Raw genomic sequence first — 18,802 nt, 5'->3', positions numbered from 1 at the left:
ACGAGAAAGTGCGCACCCTCCAGCGCCCCTTTCGGGCGGCACCCGGCTGCCACAAAATGCTAAGGTTCGGCCCTGGCTCAGGCACTTATCCAAGGAAGCACTCATGGCGGACGGCTCGCTACTCAGTACTGGTTTTATGGTGGTTCACGGCAACCGCCTGGATGAACTGCGTAGCCTGGTGGTCAGTTGGATGCGGCGTTATCCGCTGGCGCCCCTGGAAAACGAAATCGCCCTGGTGCAGAGCAACGGCATTGCTCAATGGCTGAAGTTGGCATTGGCCGAAGACCCGGAAGAAGACGACATGGGGGGCTGCGGTATTGCCGCAGCCATTGATGTGCAATTGCCCGGCAGCTTCATGTGGCAGTTGTACCGCCTGGTCCTGGGACGCGCCGAAATTCCCGCCAAGTCGCTGCTGGACAAAGCCCCCCTGACCTGGCGACTGATGCGCCTGTTGCCCGAACTGATCGACCAGCCACATTTCGAACCGCTGCAGCGTTTCCTGACTCACGACACCGACCTGCGTAAACGCTACCAACTGGCCGAGCGCCTCGCCGACCTGTTCGACCAGTACCAGGTCTACCGAGCCGACTGGCTGGAAGACTGGGCCGCCGGGCGCCATCAACTGCGCAACGGCCGAGGCGAGAGCAAGCCGCTCACCCCCGCCAACTGCTGGCAGGCGGAACTGTGGCGTGCGCTATTGCTCGACGTCGGAGAACAAGGCATGGCGCAGAGCCGTGCCGGAGTTCACCAGCGCTTCATTGAAACCATCACCCGGCTCGACACCGCGCCGGCCGGATTACCGTCCAGGGTGATCGTTTTTGGTATTTCCTCACTGCCCGCCCAGGCCCTGGAAGCCCTCGCCGGACTGGCCCGTTTCAGCCAGGTGCTGCTCTGTGTGCATAACCCTTGCCGACACCATTGGGCAGACATCGTCGCCGATAAAGACCTGTTACGGCACCAATACAAGCGTCAGGCGCGCAAGGCCGGGATGCCGGTGGTGCTCGATCCGCAAACCCTGCATCAGCACGCTCACCCACTGCTGGCAGCGTGGGGCAAGCAAGGCCGCGACTACATCAACCTGCTCGACAGCTATGACGACCCCAACAGCTATCGCTCGGCCTTTCGCGATGGGCGTATCGACCTGTTCAGCGAAAGCCAGCCGCAGACCCTGCTCAACCAACTGCAGGACGACATCCTCGAATTACGTCCGTTGAGCGAAACTCGCGAGCTGTGGCCCGCCGTGGATCTGGCGCAGGATGAGTCGATCCGTTTTCACATCGCCCACAGCGCGCAACGGGAAGTCGAGATCCTCCATGACCAGTTGCTCGCCCGCTTCAGTGCCGACCCCCAGTTGCGCCCGCGGGACGTGATCGTGATGGTGCCGGACGTCGACAGCTACGCGCCGCACATCAGTGCGGTATTCGGGCAACTGGAGCGCACGGATCCGCGCTTCATTCCATTTACCCTCACCGACCAGGGCCAGCGCGGCCGTGATCCGCTGCTGATTGCCGTGGAGCATCTGCTGAAGTTGCCCGACAGCCGTTTCCCGGTCAGCGAAATCCTCGACCTGCTGGACGTGCCTGCCTTGCGTGCGCGATTCGGGGTGGAGGAGCGCGACCTGCCGACCCTGCATCGCTGGATCGAAGGCGCCGGGATCCGCTGGGGCATGAGCGCCGAGCAACGCGCCGGCCTCGGCCTGCCCGACGCGCTGGAGCAGAACAGTTGGCGCTTCGGCTTGCGGCGCATGCTGCTCGGCTACGCGGTGGGCAGCGGTCAGGCCTGCGACGGCATCGAACCCTACGATGAAATCGGCGGCCTGGATGCAGCGTTGATCGGCCCCCTGGTGGCCTTGCTTGATGCCTTGCAGATCGCCCACGATGAACTCAGCCAGGCTGCGTCCCCCGAGCAATGGGGCAGCCGCTTGCAAGCGCTGATGCAGTTGTTTTTCCTGGCCAGCAACGAACACGATGACTACCTGCTGGCCCAGCTGGAGTTACTGCGCGAAACCTGGCTCGAGACCTGCGAGTCGGTCGGCCTGCACGACCCGCTGCCCCTGACAGTGGTGCGCGAAGCCTGGTTGGCCGGCCTCGACCAGGGCCGGCTGTCTCAACGGTTCCTGGCCGGCGCGGTGAACTTCTGCACCCTGATGCCGATGCGCGCCATCCCCTTCAAGCTGGTCTGCCTGCTGGGCATGAACGACGGTGACTACCCGCGCGCCCAGCCACCGCTGGACTTCGACCTGATGGGCAGCGACTACCGCCCCGGCGATCGTTCACGGCGCGAAGATGACCGCTACCTGCTGCTCGAGGCCTTGCTCTCGGCGCGCGACCAGCTCTACATCAGTTGGGTCGGACGCAGCATCCGCGACAACAGCGAGCGCCCTGCCTCCGTGTTGATCGGACAGTTGCGTGACCACCTGGCCAATGGCTGGAAACTCGCCGGCGAGCTCGATGCACTGCTCCACGCGCTGACCCAGGAGCACCCGCTGCAACCCTTCAGCGCCCGTTATTTCCATGAAGGCGACGGCCTGTTCAGCTATGCCCGGGAGTGGCAACTGCTGCACGAAGAGCACGCGGCCCAACCAACGTCGACCCTGCTGGCCCCCTACGTGCAGGAAGAACCGTTATCCCTGGGCCAGCTCCAGGACTTCCTGCGCAACCCGGTCCGGCACTTCTTCAGCCAGCGCCTGAAAGTGTTTTTCGAAGCCGCTGAAGCGCCGCTGGCCGACGAAGAACCCTTCGTCCTCGATGCCTTGCAGCGCTACAGCCTGAGCGACAGCCTGCTGACCGCCGCCCTCGGCCATCTGGATCAACCCGAACCTGCGTTGCTGGCCCAGGCCAAGCGCCTGCAGGACAGCGGCTTGCTGCCCATGGCCGGTTTTGGCGAGTGCCTGCAGCGTGAATTGATCGAGCCCCTGCCGGACCTGCTGCAGCGTTATCAACACCTGCTGCAGTTGTGGCCAACGCCGCTGACCAGCGCCTTGCCCGTGTCGTTGAACCTGCAGGGCGTGAGCCTGGAAGGCTGGTTGGGGGGCCTGCATCAGCGCAGCGATGGCGGGTTGCTGACGGTCACCAGCATTCCCAACAGCATCGGTTCGCCCAAGACGCGCAAATGGCATCGCCTGATCCGGCCCTGGGTCAATCACCTGGTGGCCTGTGCCAGCGGTCTGTCGATGACCACCGGGCTGGTCGCCAGTGATGACAGCCTGCTGCTGGACCCGCTGGACCAGCCCCACGCCGAGCAGCTCCTGGGTGAGCTGATGCAAGCCTGGCAAGCGGGCATGCGCCAGCCCCTGCCCATCGCCGTCAAGACCGCCTTCGCCTGGCTTGGGCAGACCGACCCGCTCAAGGCCGATGCCGCTGCCCGCAAGGCCTACGAAGGCGATGGCCAGACCTCCGAGGGCGAGCGCCGCGAGAGCCCGGCCCTGGCGCGCCAGTTCCCTGACTACAACGCCCTGCTGGCCGACGAGACCTTTGACGGCTGGTGCGAAGCGCTCTACCGGCCATTGCTCGTTGCGCCCTGGCGCTCACTCACCGGCGAGGAGTCCAATTGATGACCGCGACATTGCCCCTGGCCCTGGCGTTTCCCCTGCGCGGCAGCCAATTGATCGAAGCCAGCGCCGGTACCGGCAAGACCTTCACCATCTCCGCGCTGTACCTGCGCCTGGTACTCGGCCATGGCGATGCCGCCAGCGGCTTTGGCCGCGAACTGTTGCCGCCGCAGATCCTCGTCGTAACCTTCACCGACGCGGCCACCAAGGAACTGCGCGAGCGAATCCGCACGCGCCTGGCCGAAGCCGCACGGTTCTTCCGCGACGAGACCCCGGCCCCCGACAGCCTGATTGCCGACTTGCGCGACCAGTACAGCGCTGAGCAATGGCCCGGCTGTGCCAACCGCCTCGACATCGCCGCGCAGTGGATGGACGAGGCTGCCGTATCGACCATCCACAGTTGGTGCCAGCGCATGCTGCGCGAACATGCCTTCGACAGTGGCAGCCTGTTTACCCAATCCCTGGAAACCGACCACAGCGATCTGCTCGGCGAAGTGGTGCGCGACTACTGGCGCCTGTATTGCTATCCCATGCAGGGCGATGCGCTGAACTGGGTCCGCGCCAACTGGGGTGGACCTGCCGCGTTGCTCGCGCGGGTGCGCGGCTTGTTCGACAGTGAGCGCGACAGCATCGAAGGCGAGCCGCCGCAGCAGTTGATCGCCGCCTGCCTTGAGCAGCGACGTGAGGCCCTGGTGACGCTCAAGGCGCCCTGGCCGGTCTGGGCACAGGAGCTGCGGGACATCTGCCTGCAAGGCGTCGCCAGCAAGGCCGTCGACGGGCGCAAGATGCAAGCACGCTACTTCGAGCCCTGGTTCGAGAAAATCAGCGCCTGGGCCGAGGATCCATCCCTTGAGCAACTGGACATCGGCACCGGCTTCACCCGCCTGACGCCCGAGGGCATGGCCGAAGCCTGGAAAGGCCAGGCGCCGGACCACCCCGGGCTGGACGCCATGGCCGGCTTGAAGGCCCGGCTCGATGCGCTGCCGACCCCGGACGCCGCCGTGTTGAAACATGCGGCGCAGTGGGTGGGCGCGCGTTTTGAGGAAGAGAAACGCCAGCGTGCCGAAATGGGCTTCGACGACATGCTGCTGCGCCTGCGCGCGGCCTTGCAGGCCGAGGGCGGCGAGCGCCTGGCGACCTTGATCCGCGAACAGTTCCCGGTCGCGCTGATCGACGAGTTCCAGGACACCGACCCGGTGCAGTACCGCATCTTCGAGCGCATCTACCGCATCGAAGACAACGACCCGGCGTGCGGACTGTTTCTGATCGGCGACCCAAAACAGGCGATCTACGCCTTCCGTGGCGCCGATATCTACACCTACCTGCGCGCCCGCCAGGCCACCACCGGCCGCCTGCATACCCTGGGCACCAACTTCCGCTCCAGCCACGGCATGGTCGCGGCGGTGAACCATGTGTTCCAGACTGCCGAACAGCGAGAACAGGGCCGAGGCGCGTTTCTGTTCCGCGAGCCCAACGGTGACAACCCGGTGCCCTTTGCCCCGGTCGCGTCCCAGGGGCGCAAGGAGTCGTTGCAGATCGACGGCCAGGCCGTGCCGGCGCTGAACCTCTGGCATCTGCCCAGCGAGCAGGCGCTGTCCGGGGTGGTCTATCGTCAGCAACTGGCCGCGGCCTGCGCCAGTCAAATCAGCGCATTGCTCAATGGCGGCCAGCAGGGGCGGGCGGGTTTTGTCCGCGACAATCAGGCCCTCAAGGGCTTGTTGCCGGCCGACATCGCGATCCTGGTGCGCGACGGCAAGGAAGCCCAGGCCGTGCGCCAGGAGTTATCGGCGCGCGGCGTACGCAGCGTCTATCTCTCGGACAAGGACTCGGTGTTCGCCGCCCAGGAGGCCCATGACCTGCTGAGCTGGCTCAAGGCGTGCGCCGAGCCGGATGTCGAGCGCCCGCTGCGGGCGGCCCTGGCCAGCACCACCTTGAATCTGTCGCTGAGCGACCTGGAGCGCCTGAACCAGGATGAACTGGCCTGGGAGGCGCGGGTCATGCAGTTTCGCCAATACCGCGAAGTCTGGCGCAAGCAGGGCGTGCTGCCGATGTTGCGGCGCCTGCTCCACGACTTCCAGTTGCCGCAGGTGCTGATCGCCCGCAGTGATGGCGAGCGGGTGCTGACCAACCTGCTGCACCTCTCGGAACTGCTGCAACAGGCTGCCGCCGAACTCGACGGCGAACAGGCGTTGATCCGTCACCTGTCCGAACACCTGGCGTTGTCCGGGCAGGCGGGTGAAGAGCAGATCCTGCGCCTGGAAAGCGACGAGCAACTGGTCAAGGTGGTGACCATCCACAAGTCCAAGGGCCTGGAGTACCCATTGGTATTCCTGCCCTTCATCTGCTCGGCCAAGCCAGTGGACGGCAGCCGCCTGCCGTTGCACTACCACGATGAGCGCGGCAAACCCCAGGTCACCCTGAACCCGACGCCCGAGCTGATCGCCCTGGCCGACCATGAACGCCTGGCCGAAGACCTGCGCCTGCTCTATGTCGCCCTGACCCGGGCCCAGCATGCGTGCTGGCTCGGTGTCGCCGACCTCAAACGGGGCAACAGCAACAGCTCGGTATTGCACCTCTCGGCCCTGGGCTATGTGCTCGGCGGCGGTGCCGCGCTGGGGCAGTCCGCTGGCTTGTCAGCCTGGCTGCAAGCGCTGGAGCAAGGGTGTGCGGCGTTGCAGCATCAGCCGATGCCCGCCGCCAGCGACGAGCAGTACCAGCCGCCGCGCAACGCCGCACGGTTGTTGGCAGCGCTCAGTCCCAAGCGCAAGGCCGCGGAAAACTGGTGGATCGCCTCCTACAGCGGGCTGCGCATTGGCGACAGCCTTTCGGCCGCCAGCGAGGAAGCCCCGGAAAGTGCCCAGGCGCAAAAACTGTTCGATGACGAACGCCTCGACCCCGATGCCCCCCGTGAAGTCCAGGCCAGTGGCGGCGACATCCATCGCTTCCCGCGTGGGCCCAACCCGGGCACCTTCCTCCACGGCCTGCTGGAGTGGGCCGGTGACGAAGGCTTCAGCGCCGACCCGCAGGCGATTGAAGACGCGATTGCCCGGCGCTGCAACCGTCGTGGCTGGCAGGGCTGGATCGTCACGCTGAGCGACTGGCTACAACACCTGCTGCAGGTCCCGCTGCGCCTGGGCGCCGAGCAACCGCCGGTGGTCCTCGGACACCTGCGCGAGTACCGGATCGAGATGGAATTCTGGTTCGCCAGCCATAAAGTCGATGTGCTCAAGCTCGACGAACTGGTGCGCCAATACACCCACGGCGGCGTCGCCCGGGTGGGGGCCGAATCGATGCTGCTCAATGGCATGTTCAAGGGCTTTATCGACCTGACGTTCGAGCACGCCGGGCGCTACTACGTGGCCGACTACAAATCCAACTGGCTGGGCAGCGATGATTCGGCCTACACCGAGCAGGCCATGGAGCAGTCGATGCTCGACCATCGCTACGACCTGCAATACGTGCTGTACCTGCTGGCCCTGCATCGCCAACTCAAGGCGCGCCTGGCCGACTACGACTACGACCGGCACATGGGCGGCGCCCTGTACCTGTTTTTGCGCGGTACCCGGGCGGCGAGCCAGGGCGCCTATTTCGCCCGCCCGCCGCGCGAACTGATCGAACGCCTGGACCGCTTGTTCCAGGGCAAACCAGAGGCCAAGCCTGAACCGGCCTGGGAGCAGGGTGTATTGCTATGAACCGTTCCTTTGCCGACCTGTTGCCCACGCCGCTGACGGCCGAGAGCCTGGCGCAACTCCAACCCCTGAGCAGCGCCACTGATTTGTTGCTGTTGCTGGAACGTTGGGTCGAGCGCGGCTGGCTGCGCGCGCTGGACAAAGCCTTTGTCGCCTTCCTCCACGAGCGGGCGCCGCACGACGATCCACTGGTGTTGCTGGCGGCGACCTTGACCAGTCACCAACTGGGGCACGGCCACGTCTGCCTCGACCTGTTCGAGACCCTCAAGGCGCCGGACTTCGCCCTGTCCTTGCCACCGGAAGGCGACGTGCAGACCGGTGCCCAACTGCTGCCCTCGCAATTGCTCGAAGCCCTGGACGGCGCACACTGGTGCAAGGTGCTGGCCTCCAGTCCGTTGGTGGCGCTGGCCGCCGATGGTTGTGAAGGCGCCATGCAGCGGCCGTTGGTGTTGTCCGGCAAACGCCTGTACTTGCGCCGCTACTGGGCCTACGAACGGCGCATCGACCGGGCGCTGCGCCAACGCCTGATGGCCGCCGAACCGACCCCGGCCGACCTGCCCGAGCGCCTGGCCGGGCTGTTCGGCCAGGCACGCGCCGGGGCGCCGATCGACTGGCAGAAGCTCGCCTGCGCCTTGGCGACCCGCAGTGCTTTCAGCATCATCACCGGCGGGCCGGGCACCGGCAAGACCACCACCGTGGTGCGTTTGCTGGCGTTGCTCCAGGCGCCTGCCGTAGAGGCGGGCAAGCCGCTGCGCATTCGCCTTGCGGCGCCGACGGGCAAGGCGGCCGCGCGCCTGACCGAGTCCATCAGCCAGCAAGTGCGCAGCCTGCAGGTCGCCGACGCGGTCCGGGACAAGATCCCCGCTGACGTGACCACCGTCCACCGCCTGCTGGGCAGCCGTCCCGGCACCCGGCACTTTCGCCATCACGCCGGCAATCGCCTGCCGCTGGACGTGCTGGTGGTGGATGAGGCGTCGATGATCGACCTGGAAATGATGGCCAATCTGCTCGACGCCTTGCCGCTCCATGCCCGCCTGGTGCTACTGGGCGACAAGGACCAACTGGCGTCGGTGGAAGCCGGTGCCGTGCTGGGCGACCTGTGCCGGGATGCTGAAGCTGGCTATTACAGCCCGCAGACCCGGGCCTGGCTGGAAGCGGTCAGCGCGGAAGACCTGGGCCGCAGCGGCCTGCAAGAAGACCTCGACGCCAGCCATCCGCTGGCGCAGCAAGTGGTGATGTTGCGCCACTCGCGGCGCTTCGGCGAAGGCAGTGGCATCGGCCAGTTGGCGCGCTGGGTCAACCAACAGCACGCCGAGGAGGCGCGCAAGTTACTGGCAGCCCGCAGTCACGCCGACCTGTTTGTCCTGGCGCTCAAGGGCGAGCAGGACCGGGCCCTGGAGCGCCTGTTGCTGGAAGGTCACGGCGACGGACCGCAGGGTTACCGGCACTACCTGAGCCTGTTGCGCCACCAGCGCCCAAGCCCGGACGCCGCGCCTGAAGATCAGGTGTGGACGGATTGGGCGCGGCAGGTATTGCAGGCTTTCGACGCGTTCCAGCTGCTGTGCGCAGTGCGCAAGGGCCCCTGGGGCGTCGAGGGGCTCAATCAGCGCATCACCGCGGCGCTGCTCAAGGCCCGGCTGATCGACAGCGATCAGCAGTGGTACGAAGGGCGTCCGGTGCTGATGACGCGCAACGATTACGGCCTGGGCCTGATGAACGGCGACATCGGCATCGCCCTCAAATTGCCTGAGCGTGATGCCCTGCCTGGCGGCAAGCAGGTGCTGCGTGTGGCCTTTGCCCGCAACGACGGGCAGGGCGGGGTACGGTTTGTGCTGCCCAGTCGGCTCAACGATGTAGAGACCGTGTACGCCATGACCGTGCACAAATCCCAGGGCTCGGAATTCGCCCACACCGCGCTGATCCTGCCGGACGCCCTCAATCCGGTGCTGACCAAGGAACTGATCTACACCGGCATCACCCGGGCCAAGGATTGGTTCAGCCTGATCGAGTCGCGCAGCGGGGTGTTCGAAGAAGCGGTCAAGCGCAAGGTCAAGCGCTTGAGCGGGCTGATGCTGGAACTGGCGGACGACAGCGATAGATGATCGACCAGTCAGTTTCCTGAGCGTCTCCCCCGCACGGCTATAAACGGGATAGCCCCGCCAGCTGGCAGGCGGGGCGTCCTCGCCCGGGTATCGGTGCTGTGCTATCGTTGCGGCATCATTTTGTCGCAATCAACGAGAATCCCCGCATGAAGCTGGCTGTCTGGACGACAGAATCCATGATGAGCTGCAAGCGCTTGGTGCTGGCCGGGATTCTCTGTTTGTTCAGCGCGCAGTTGTTCGCCGAGAGCCAATTGCCGGCCAGCATGGCCGAGCAGCGTGCCCGCTCGGTGACCCAGGTGGTCCTGGGGATTCTCAGCTACGCCCGCTGGCCCGTCGAACCCGACCAATTGCGCCTGTGCCTCCTCGGCCCCACCCAATACACCGACGACCTGGTCAAGGGCACCACCCAGGCCACGGGGCGTCCGGTGGTCGTGCGCCGACTGTTGGCCAGCTACCCGGCCATCGCCAGTCAATGTGATGCGGTCTATATCGGTGAAATGACCGCCGAGGAACGCAGTCAACTGTTCGCCTCGTTGTCCGGGCACCCGGTGCTGAGCATCAGCGAGGCTGACGAGCACTGCGCGGTGGGCAGCCTGTTCTGTCTGCGGGTCAGTGACCAGCAGGTCTCGTTCGAGGTCAACCTCGACTCGGTCGCGCGCAGCGGCGTGCGCATTCACCCCAGCGTGCTGCAACTCTCGCGCCGCAAGGCGGTTGCGCCATGAACCTGTTCAACCGAGAGGGGCGTCCGACCCTGCGTTCGGTCATTGGTCGGGGCAACCTGATCGTGGCGCTGGTCGGGGTGGCCATGACCAGCTTGTCCCTGACCGTGCTCGGCGTGCTGGCATTGCGGGTGTATGCCGATCACAACCTGCACCTGATCGCCCGCTCCATCAATTACACCGTGGAAGCGGCGGTGGTGTTCAACGACAAGGTCGCCGCCAACGAAGCACTGGCCTTGATCGCCTCCACCGAAGAGGTGGCCGACGCGCAGGTGTTCGATGCCCAGGGCCAGTTGTTGGCCCGTTGGCAGCGCAGGGAAAGCGGCCTGGTCTCGGCACTGGAGCTGCAGATCGCCCGCCACCTGCTGGAAGAGCCGATCCGCATGCCCATCGTCCATCAGGACCGGGAAGTCGGCAGCATCCTGATCGTCGGCCATGGCAGCAGCCTGATGCGCTTCCTGCTCAGCGGCCTGGCGGGCGTTATCCTGTGCAGCGCCCTCAGCGCCTGGGTTGCGTTGTTCCTGGCCAGGCGGCAACTCAAGGGCATTACCGGGCCGTTGCGCAGCCTGGCGCAAGTGGCGCACGCGGCCCGCAGCGAACGGGCCTTCGACCGGCGCGTGCCGCCGGCGCGCATCGCCGAGCTGGACAGCCTGGGCAACGACTTCAATGCCCTGCTCGACGAACTGGAGTCCTGGCAGACCCACCTGCAGAGCGAAAACGAAAGCCTGGCGCACCAGGCCAATCACGACAGCCTCACCGGTTTGCCCAACCGGGCCTTCTTCGAAGGGCGGCTGGCGCGCGCGGTGCGCAGTGCCAGCAAGTACAACGAGCGAGTGGCCGTGCTGTTTCTCGACAGCGACCGGTTCAAGGGCATCAACGACAACTACGGGCACGCGGCCGGGGATGCGGTGCTGGTGGCGGTGGCGACCCGGGTACGCGCGCAATTGCGCGAAGAAGACCTGGTGGCGCGGCTCGGTGGCGATGAATTTGCCGTGCTGCTGACCCCCCTGCACAAGACCGAAGATGCCGAGCGCATTGCCGACAAAATCATCGCCAGCATGGCACTGCCGGTGCAGTTGCCGGATGGCTCCTCGGTCCAGACCTCGCTGAGTGTCGGGATCGCGCTGTACCCGGATCATGGCACCACCCCCGGCACCTTGTTACATGCCGCCGACGCGGCGATGTACCAGGCCAAACGCCTCTCCCGAGGCGGGCAATACACGGCACGGTCGGAGCACCTTGCCGCCCATCTTAAAACCAGGAGCTAACCTCGTGTTCTCAGTGACCCAGCGATCCCTTCGATTCTTCACCCTGACCCTGTTCATGGCCGTGCTGGCCTTGAGCGGGTGCCAGACGGCGCCGCAAAAAGGCCTGACCGCCGCGCAGATCGCCGTGCTCAAACAGCAAGGGTTCGAACTGACAGACGAAGGTTGGGCGTTTGGCCTGTCGGGCAAGGTGCTGTTCGGCAGCGACGTGGAAAGCCTCAACGTGCAGAGCACGGAAATTGTCGAGCGCATCGGCAAGGCGCTACTGGGGGTTGGGATCGACCACGTGCGAGTCGACGGCCACACCGATGCCTCCGGCAAAGAAGCCTACAACCAGCAACTGTCCATGCGCCGCGCCAAGAGCGTGCGCAACGTACTGACCCGCGTCGGCATGCCTGAAGAACACATCCAACTGCGCGGCCTCGGCAGCAGCGTACCGGTGGCCTCGAACAAAACCGCCAGCGGCCGCACCGAAAACCGCCGCGTGGCCATCGTCGTCAGCGCTGACTAATCGGCAAAGTGCATCTGGCGGGTCTCCCCCATCAACAACCCCTGGTTCTGCTCGGTCACGTTACGGATGTAGTCCCACAACAGGGTAATCCGCTTGAGCTTGCGCAGGTCCTCGCGGCAGTACATCCAGAACTGCCGGGTGATGTTGATTTCTGTCGGTAGCACCGGCAGCAGCCGTGCATCCTGGGCCGCCAGGAAGCACGGCAGGATCGCCAGCGAGCGCCCTTGCTGCGCGGCGACGAATTGGGCGATCACGCTGGTGCTGCGCAGGTTGGCACTGGCGCCGGGCAGGACGTTGGCCAGGTACAACAGCTCCGAACTGAAGGCCAGGTCGTCGACATAACTGATGAACTGATGCTGGGCCAGGTCCGCCGGGCGGCGTATCGGCGGGTGTTGGTCGAGGTAGTCCTGGGTCGCGTACAGCTGCAGGCGGTAGTCGCAGAGCTTGCAGCAGACATAGGGCCCGTGCTCCGGGCGCTCAAGGGCGATGACGATGTCTGCTTCGCGCTTGGACAGGCTGATGAAGTGCGGCAGCGGCAGGATGTCCACCGAGATCGCCGGGTAGGCGTCGACGAAGTGGCTCAACTGCGGCGTGATGAAAAAGCTGCCAAAGCCTTCGGTGCAGCCCATGCGCACATGGCCGGACAACGCCACCCCCGAACCTGACACCTGCTCGCACGCCATGTGCAGGGTGCTTTCTATCGACTCGGCATAACCCAGCAGACGCTGGCCCTCGGCAGTGAGGACAAAGCCGTTGGTCCGCGACTTCTCGAACAGCAGGGTGCCCAGGGCTCCTTCCAGGGAACTGATGCGCCGCGACACGGTGGTGTAATCCACGGCCAGGCGTTTGGCGGCCGTGCTGGCCTTGCGGGTGCGGGCGACTTCAAGGAAAAACTTCAAGTCATCCCAGTTCAGGGAGCCCAAGGATGTGATGTTTTTTTGCATGTTGGACCGGCTTTTATGTGGGTTCTTATTAGAAGTTTGCACATCTATACTCCAAAAACAGTCCGCCCACCACGTCGCGGTCCACGCCTCATCTCAAGGCGGCTTGTTCGCCTTGGCTCCCAGCATAACTATAAGTCCCGGAGACCAGCATGAACGCATCCCTCACGCCCAACGAAACCACCGTGCAAACGGCCAAGCTGTTGATCGATGGTCAATGGGTCGAGTCCAAGACCACCGAATGGCACGACATCGTCAACCCGGCGACCCAGCAAGTGCTGGCCAAGGTTCCGTTCGCCACCGCTGAAGAAGTCAACGCTGCCATCGACGCCGCCCATCGTGCGTTCCAGACCTGGAAGCTGACCCCGATCGGCGCGCGGATGCGCATCATGCTCAAGCTCCAGGCCTTGATCCGCGAACACTCCAAACGCATCGCCGTGGTCCTCAGTGCCGAGCAGGGCAAAACCATCGCCGACGCTGAAGGCGACATTTTCCGTGGCCTGGAAGTGGTCGAGCACGCGTGCTCCATCGGCACCCTGCAAATGGGCGAGTTTGCCGAGAACGTCGCTGGCGGCGTCGACACCTACACCCTGCGCCAGCCAATCGGCGTGTGCGCCGGTATCACCCCGTTCAACTTCCCGGCGATGATTCCACTGTGGATGTTCCCGATGGCCATCGCCTGCGGCAACACCTTCGTGCTCAAGCCGTCCGAACAGGACCCGCTGTCGACTTTGCTGCTGGTGGAACTGGCGATCGAAGCCGGCGTACCGGCCGGTGTGCTCAACGTGGTGCATGGCGGCAAGGACGTGGTGGATGCACTGTGCACCCACAAAGACATCAAGGCAGTATCCTTCGTCGGCTCGACCGCAGTCGGCACCCACGTCTACGACCTGGCCGGCAAACACGGCAAGCGCGTGCAATCGATGATGGGCGCCAAGAACCACGCCGTGGTACTGCCCGATGCCAACCGCGAGCAAACGCTCAACGCCCTGGTCGGTGCCGGTTTCGGCGCAGCCGGTCAGCGCTGCATGGCCACCTCGGTGGTGGTCCTGGTGGGGGCGGCCAAGCAATGGCTGCCGGACCTCAAGGCGCTGGCGCAAAAACTCAAGGTCAATGCCGGCAGTGAGCCAGGCACCGACGTCGGTCCGGTGATCTCCAAGCGCGCCAAGGCGCGGATCCTCGACCTGATCGAAAGCGGTATCAAGGAAGGCGCCAAGCTGGAACTCGATGGCCGCGACATCAGCGTCCCGGGCTTCGAACAAGGCAACTTCGTCGGCCCGACCCTGTTCTCCGGGGTGACCACCGACATGCAGATCTACACCCAGGAAATCTTCGGCCCGGTGCTGGTGGTGCTCGAAGTCGACACCCTCGACCAGGCGATCGCCCTCGTCAACGCCAACCCGTTCGGCAACGGCACCGGCCTGTTCACCCAGAGCGGAGCGGCGGCGCGCAAGTTCCAGAGCGAAATCGACGTCGGCCAGGTGGGCATCAACATCCCGATCCCGGTACCCGTGCCGTTCTTCAGCTTCACCGGTTCCCGTGGCTCCAAGCTCGGCGACCTGGGCCCGTACGGCAAGCAAGTGGTGCAGTTCTACACTCAGACCAAGACCGTCACCAGCCGCTGGTTTGACGACAACAGCGTCAACGACGGTGTGAACACCACCATCAACCTGCGCTAAGGAGCCCCACATCATGAAGATTGCGTTTATTGGTTTGGGCAACATGGGCGCGCCGATGGCGCGCAACCTGATCAAGGCCGGCCACTCGTTGAACCTGGTCGATCTGAACAAGGCGGTGTTGGCAGAGCTGGAGCAACTGGGCGGGCACATCAGTGCCACCGCCCGTGAAGCCGCGCAGGGCGCCGAACTGGTGATCACCATGCTGCCGGCCGCCGTGCATGTGCGCAGCGTCTGGCTGGGTGAAGACGGCGTACTGGCGGGGATCGGCAAAGGGGTCCCGGCGGTGGACTGCAGCACCATCGACCCGCAGACCGCCCGCGATGTCGCCGCAGCGGCAGCCAAGCAGGGCGTGACCATGGCCGATGCACCGGTGTCCGGCGGCACCGGCGGCGCGGCGGCCGGCACCCTGACCTTCATGGTCGGCGCCACGGTGGAGCTGTTCGCCACCCTGCAACCGGTACTGGCGCAGATGGGCCGCAACATCGTGCATTGCGGTGAAGTCGGCACCGGGCAGATCGCCAAGATCTGCAACAACCTGCTGCTGGGCATTTCCATGGTCGGCGTCAGTGAAGCCATGGCCCTGGGCGACGCGCTGGGGATCGACACCGGCGTGTTGGCAGGGATCATCAACAGTTCGACTGGCCGTTGCTGGAGTTCGGAGATGTACAACCCCTGGCCTGGGGTGGTGGAAACCGCGCCGGCGTCGCGCGGCTACACCGGCGGTTTTGGTGCCGAGCTGATGCTCAAGGACCTGGGCCTGGCGACCGAAGCGGCCCGTCAGGCGCACCAGCCCGTGGTACTGGGCGCGGTGGCCCAGCAGCTGTACCAGGCCATGAGCCTGCGCGGTGAAGGTGGCCAGGATTTCTCGGCCATCATCAACAGCTACCGCAAGCCGCAGTAAAAGTACCACGGCCACGCATAAAAACCTGTGGGAGCGGGCTTGCCCGCGAAGAGGCCGGCACAGTCAATATCAACGTTGACGGTGCTGGCGCATTCGCGGGCAAGCCCGCTCCCACAATGGTTTTTTTGCACCCATTACCGGGTGCAATGTTCAGGCAAACACGAAGTACTTGCGTACGGTCTCCACCACTTCCCAGGTGCCTTTCATCCCCGGCTCGACCACAAAGATGTCACCCGCACGCAGATGGATCGGCGCCATGCCGTCCGGGGTGATCACGCAGTAGCCTTCCTGGAAATGGCAGTACTCCCACTTCACATAGTCGACCCGCCATTTGCCTGGCGTGCAGATCCAGGTGCCCATGATCTTGCTGCCATCCTCGCTGGTGTAGGCGTTGAGGTTGACGGTGTGCGGGTCGCCTTCGAGCTTTTCCCATTTGCAGGCATCGAGCACTGGCAGCGGGTGGGTATCGCGAAGGACGGTAATGGGTTGGGACATGCTGACTCCGAGCGTTGGGCAGGAATGAACCTGCACCCTATAGCGCCCGGCGAAGGTTCAGTTGTCTGTGCTCGACACTCAGCTGTCCAGAAGCGCGCAGGGCCTCAGACCCGCTCCAGCGTGCACTGGTCCTTCACCTGGGCCAGGCTGGCCTGCAGCGCGCTCAATTGCTGGTGTTGGCGGGTCAGTTGCTTGATGGTGTCGGTCAGTTGCCGCTTCTTGTCGGTGATCGCCTGGTGCGCCAGGTCCCAGGGCGGGGTCTGGCCACGGTACGGCTCGAACATCGCCTGCATTTCCTTGAGCTTGAAACCCAGTTGCTGGGCGCACTTGATGAAGCTCAGCAACTCGACGCTCTGCTGGTCGTAGATGCGGTATTTGCCCTGGCGCTGGGCTGGCGGCAGCAGGCCGATATCTTCGTAGTGGCGAATGCTCTTGATGGTGGTGCCGGACAGTTTCGCCGCTTTACCGATGTACATGAAAAGTCCCTTTTTCGTGGATGTCCCGGATAACGCGGCGGATTATCCCTGAGACTTACCCCTGAGCGATAGCCTTGGCGCGTGCCAGCCAGGTCTGGCGCTGACGTGCGGTCGAGCTCAGCAGCGGGCCGAAGGTCAGGGTGGTGCGCGGGCGGATGCCGCAGAACGCCAGGGTGGTCTTGCGCACCTGGTGCAGCCCGGGCATGCGATACACCCAGCGGTAGTACCAGGGCGGTGTGTCCATGGTCACCAACAGATCGGCGGTGCGCCCCTGCAGCAGCTTTTGCGGAAAGGCTTTGCCGGGGCGGTACTTGAACGCAAAGCCGGGAAGCAGCACCCGGTCGAAAAAGCCCTTGAGCAACGCAGGAATGGCCCCCCACCAGATCGGGTAGACCAGCGTCAGGTGCTCGGCCCAGGTGATGTCCTCCTGGGCCTTGAGCAGGTCGGCTTCCAGAGGCTGGATCTGCTGGTAGCCTTCGCGCAGGATCGGGTCGAAACTCAAGGTGCCCAGGCGCAGCTCGCGCACTTCATGCCCGGCCTCCCGGGCCGCCTGCACGTAGTGATCGGCGAGGGCGCCGCAGAAACTCTGGTTCGAAGGATGGCCGAGAATCACCAGTATCCGTTTGCTCATGTGCTTACCCCGCGATAGTCGAGGCGCGAGGATAAAGTCGGCCCCATGGGGGAGAGTCAAGGGCGGCGGTGGATGCCGCTGGCGCGGCGTGAAATTTCTATCGGCGAAACGGCGATTTTTTAGCATTAAGTGCGAAACATTTGCCGATTGCCGAAGTTTTTCGCAAGAAAGTTCAGGGGGTTCGCTCGTATCATTCACGCGTGAGCAAGCCGAGATTTGAACAATGAAAAAAACACCATCCTGGTGGGACATCAGCCCACCCTTGAGCACCGCGACGCCCACCTGGCCGGGTGATACACCCTTTCAGGAAGAGCGGGTCTGGACGTTCGGCCCCGAGTGTCCGGTCAACGTCGGGCGCATTACCCTGTCGCCGCACACCGGCGCCCACGTCGACGCGCCTCTGCACTACAGCCCGGACGGCGCGCCCATCGGCGAGGTGTCGCTGGAGGTCTACATGGGCCCGTGCCGCGTCCTGCATTGCCTGGACAGCGGCGCCCTGGTGCAGCCCGAGCAACTGACCGGGCGCCTGCAACAGTTGCCTGAGCGGGTGCTGTTGCGCACCTACCGCCAAGTACCACTGGCCGCCTGGGACCCGCACTTCACGGCCGTGGCCAAAGACACCGTGGACTTGCTGGCCGGCCTCGGTGTGCGCCTGATCGGTATCGATACGCCGTCCCTCGACCCGCAACAATCCAAGACCATGGACGCGCACAACGCTGTCGCGCGCCATGGCATGGCGATCCTCGAAGGGATCGTCCTCGATGACGTGCCGGAAGGTGACTACGAACTGATCGCCTTGCCGCTGCGCTTTGCCAATCTTGACGCCAGCCCGGTCCGGGCGATTTTGCGTCCGCTGAACACATCGCCACTTGAGGAGCCTGCGCAATGAGCCAATGTCCCTATTCCCCGGGCAACCAGACAGACGAATGGCATAACGCCGAGCTGAATTTCTCCGACTCCATGAGCTACGGCGACTACCTGGACCTGGGGCGGATTCTCAGCGCCCAGCACCCGTTGTCGCCAGACCATAACGAAATGCTGTTCATCATCCAGCACCAGACATCCGAGCTGTGGATGAAACTGATGCTGCACGAACTCAAGGCCGCCCGTGAACACGTGCGCCTGGGCGAGCTGCCGCCGGCGTTCAAGATGCTGGCGCGGGTGTCGCGGATCTTCGACCAACTGGTGCATGCCTGGACCGTGCTGGCGACCATGACCCCCACCGAATACCACGCGATCCGGCCATTCCTCGGGCAGTCCTCGGGCTTCCAATCGTTCCAGTACCGAGAGATCGAATTCATCCTCGGCAACAAGAGCGCCACCCTGTTGCGCCCCCATGCCCACCGTCCGGAACTGCTGGCCGAGTTGCAGCAGTCGCTGGCCACGCCGTCGCTGTACGACGAGGCGATTCGCCTGATGGTCAGCGCTGGCCTGGCGATCGACCCACAGCGCCTGACCTGCGACCCGACCCAGCCCACCGCCCATGACGCCTCGGTCGAAGCCGCCTGGCGAGTGGTCTACAAGAACCCGACGCAGTACTGGGACCTGTACCAGTTGGCCGAGAAGTTCATCGACCTCGAAGACTCGTTCCGTCAGTGGCGCTTCCGCCATGTGACCACGGTCGAGCGGATCATCGGCTTCCAGCCAGGCACCGGCGGCACCGAAGGCGTGGGTTACCTGCGCAAGATGCTCGACACCGTGCTGTTCCCCGAGCTGTGGCGCGTGCGCTCCACCCTCTAAACACATCGCCCTGTAGCAGCGCCGAGCCGGCTCGGCAGCTGCTACAGGGATTGTGGTTGACGCAGACAGCAAAAAGCCCCGGCATTCATCGAATGCCGGGGCT

At 64.7% G+C, this 18,802-nt stretch carries 14 protein-coding genes; 10 read left to right on the top strand and 4 right to left on the bottom strand.

Going from position 1 to position 18,802, the window contains the following annotated elements; all coding sequences use genetic code 11:
• Nucleotides 1-103: 103 nt before the first annotated feature.
• The 6 genes from recC to yfiB all read left to right on the top strand — a co-directional run bounded on the left by recC (nucleotide 104) and on the right by yfiB (nucleotide 11,836).
• Nucleotides 104-3,553 carry an exodeoxyribonuclease V subunit gamma gene (gene recC, locus H7995_RS11995; protein ID WP_185818412.1) on the top strand — a complete coding sequence of 1,150 codons (3,450 nt, stop codon included), beginning with the start codon at nucleotides 104-106 and terminating at the stop codon, nucleotides 3,551-3,553.
• Nucleotides 3,553-7,242, top strand: coding sequence for an exodeoxyribonuclease V subunit beta (recB, locus tag H7995_RS11990; protein ID WP_185818411.1), 3,690 nt, complete (start codon nucleotides 3,553-3,555; stop codon nucleotides 7,240-7,242). The genes recC and recB overlap by 1 nt, the downstream gene beginning before the upstream one ends.
• On the top strand, nucleotides 7,239-9,341 hold the full coding sequence (gene recD / locus H7995_RS11985; protein ID WP_185818410.1) for an exodeoxyribonuclease V subunit alpha: 2,103 nt from the start codon (nucleotides 7,239-7,241) through the stop codon (nucleotides 9,339-9,341). The genes recB and recD overlap by 4 nt, the downstream gene beginning before the upstream one ends.
• Nucleotides 9,342-9,487: 146 nt before the next feature.
• Nucleotides 9,488-10,063: a regulatory sequestration protein YfiR gene (gene yfiR, locus H7995_RS11980; RefSeq protein ID WP_166590332.1), complete on the top strand. Its 576-nt coding sequence runs from the start codon at nucleotides 9,488-9,490 to the stop codon at nucleotides 10,061-10,063.
• Nucleotides 10,060-11,328: a diguanylate cyclase DgcN/YfiN gene (dgcN, locus tag H7995_RS11975; protein WP_185818409.1), complete on the top strand. Its 1,269-nt coding sequence runs from the start codon at nucleotides 10,060-10,062 to the stop codon at nucleotides 11,326-11,328. Before yfiR ends, dgcN begins: the two co-directional genes overlap by 4 nt.
• A 4-nt stretch (nucleotides 11,329-11,332) precedes the next feature.
• Entirely contained in the window at nucleotides 11,333-11,836 is a 504-nt protein-coding gene (yfiB, locus tag H7995_RS11970; RefSeq protein WP_185818408.1) for an outer membrane lipoprotein YfiB, read from the top strand.
• Here the strand turns inward: yfiB and H7995_RS11965 are convergent.
• A complete protein-coding gene (locus H7995_RS11965; protein WP_185818407.1) occupies nucleotides 11,833-12,780 on the bottom strand; it encodes a LysR family transcriptional regulator in 948 nt (315 codons plus the stop codon). The genes yfiB and H7995_RS11965 overlap by 4 nt on opposite strands.
• A 149-nt stretch (nucleotides 12,781-12,929) precedes the next feature.
• Here H7995_RS11965 and H7995_RS11960 point away from each other — a divergent pair, with 149 nt between their 5' ends.
• Nucleotides 12,930-14,456 (top strand): CoA-acylating methylmalonate-semialdehyde dehydrogenase, encoded by a 1,527-nt coding sequence (locus tag H7995_RS11960; protein ID WP_166590343.1) that lies wholly within the window; start codon nucleotides 12,930-12,932, stop codon nucleotides 14,454-14,456.
• Between the two features lie 13 nt (nucleotides 14,457-14,469).
• A complete protein-coding gene (gene mmsB, locus H7995_RS11955) occupies nucleotides 14,470-15,357 on the top strand; it encodes a 3-hydroxyisobutyrate dehydrogenase (RefSeq protein ID WP_166590344.1) in 888 nt (295 codons plus the stop codon).
• A 150-nt stretch (nucleotides 15,358-15,507) separates the two neighbouring features.
• Here mmsB and H7995_RS11950 read toward each other — a convergent pair whose 3' ends face one another.
• The 3 genes from H7995_RS11950 to H7995_RS11940 all read right to left on the bottom strand — a co-directional run bounded on the left by H7995_RS11950 (nucleotide 15,508) and on the right by H7995_RS11940 (nucleotide 16,959).
• Nucleotides 15,508-15,852: a cupin domain-containing protein gene (locus H7995_RS11950; RefSeq protein WP_095171292.1), complete on the bottom strand. Its 345-nt coding sequence runs from the start codon at nucleotides 15,850-15,852 to the stop codon at nucleotides 15,508-15,510.
• A gap of 104 nt (nucleotides 15,853-15,956) precedes the next feature.
• Nucleotides 15,957-16,328 (bottom strand): MerR family transcriptional regulator, encoded by a 372-nt coding sequence (locus tag H7995_RS11945; protein WP_166590345.1) that lies wholly within the window; start codon nucleotides 16,326-16,328, stop codon nucleotides 15,957-15,959.
• Nucleotides 16,329-16,383: 55 nt separating this feature from the next.
• Nucleotides 16,384-16,959 (bottom strand): NAD(P)H-dependent oxidoreductase, encoded by a 576-nt coding sequence (locus tag H7995_RS11940; RefSeq protein WP_166590346.1) that lies wholly within the window; start codon nucleotides 16,957-16,959, stop codon nucleotides 16,384-16,386.
• A gap of 223 nt (nucleotides 16,960-17,182) precedes the next feature.
• On the opposite strand from H7995_RS11940, the gene kynB reads away from it, so the two are divergent.
• Together kynB and kynA are read left to right on the top strand one after the other, a co-directional pair.
• Nucleotides 17,183-17,848 carry an arylformamidase gene (kynB, locus tag H7995_RS11935; protein ID WP_166590347.1) on the top strand — a complete coding sequence of 222 codons (666 nt, stop codon included), beginning with the start codon at nucleotides 17,183-17,185 and terminating at the stop codon, nucleotides 17,846-17,848.
• A complete protein-coding gene (gene kynA / locus H7995_RS11930) occupies nucleotides 17,845-18,699 on the top strand; it encodes a tryptophan 2,3-dioxygenase (RefSeq protein ID WP_095171285.1) in 855 nt (284 codons plus the stop codon). Before kynB ends, kynA begins: the two co-directional genes overlap by 4 nt.
• The last annotated feature ends 103 nt before the right edge of the window (nucleotides 18,700-18,802 follow it).

The organism is Pseudomonas kielensis, assembly GCF_014236655.1.
Classification (GTDB): Bacteria; Pseudomonadota; Gammaproteobacteria; order Pseudomonadales; family Pseudomonadaceae; genus Aquipseudomonas; species Aquipseudomonas kielensis.
Note: the sequence above shows the minus strand (reverse complement) of the source record. Positions and strands in the feature narration are given on the sequence as shown.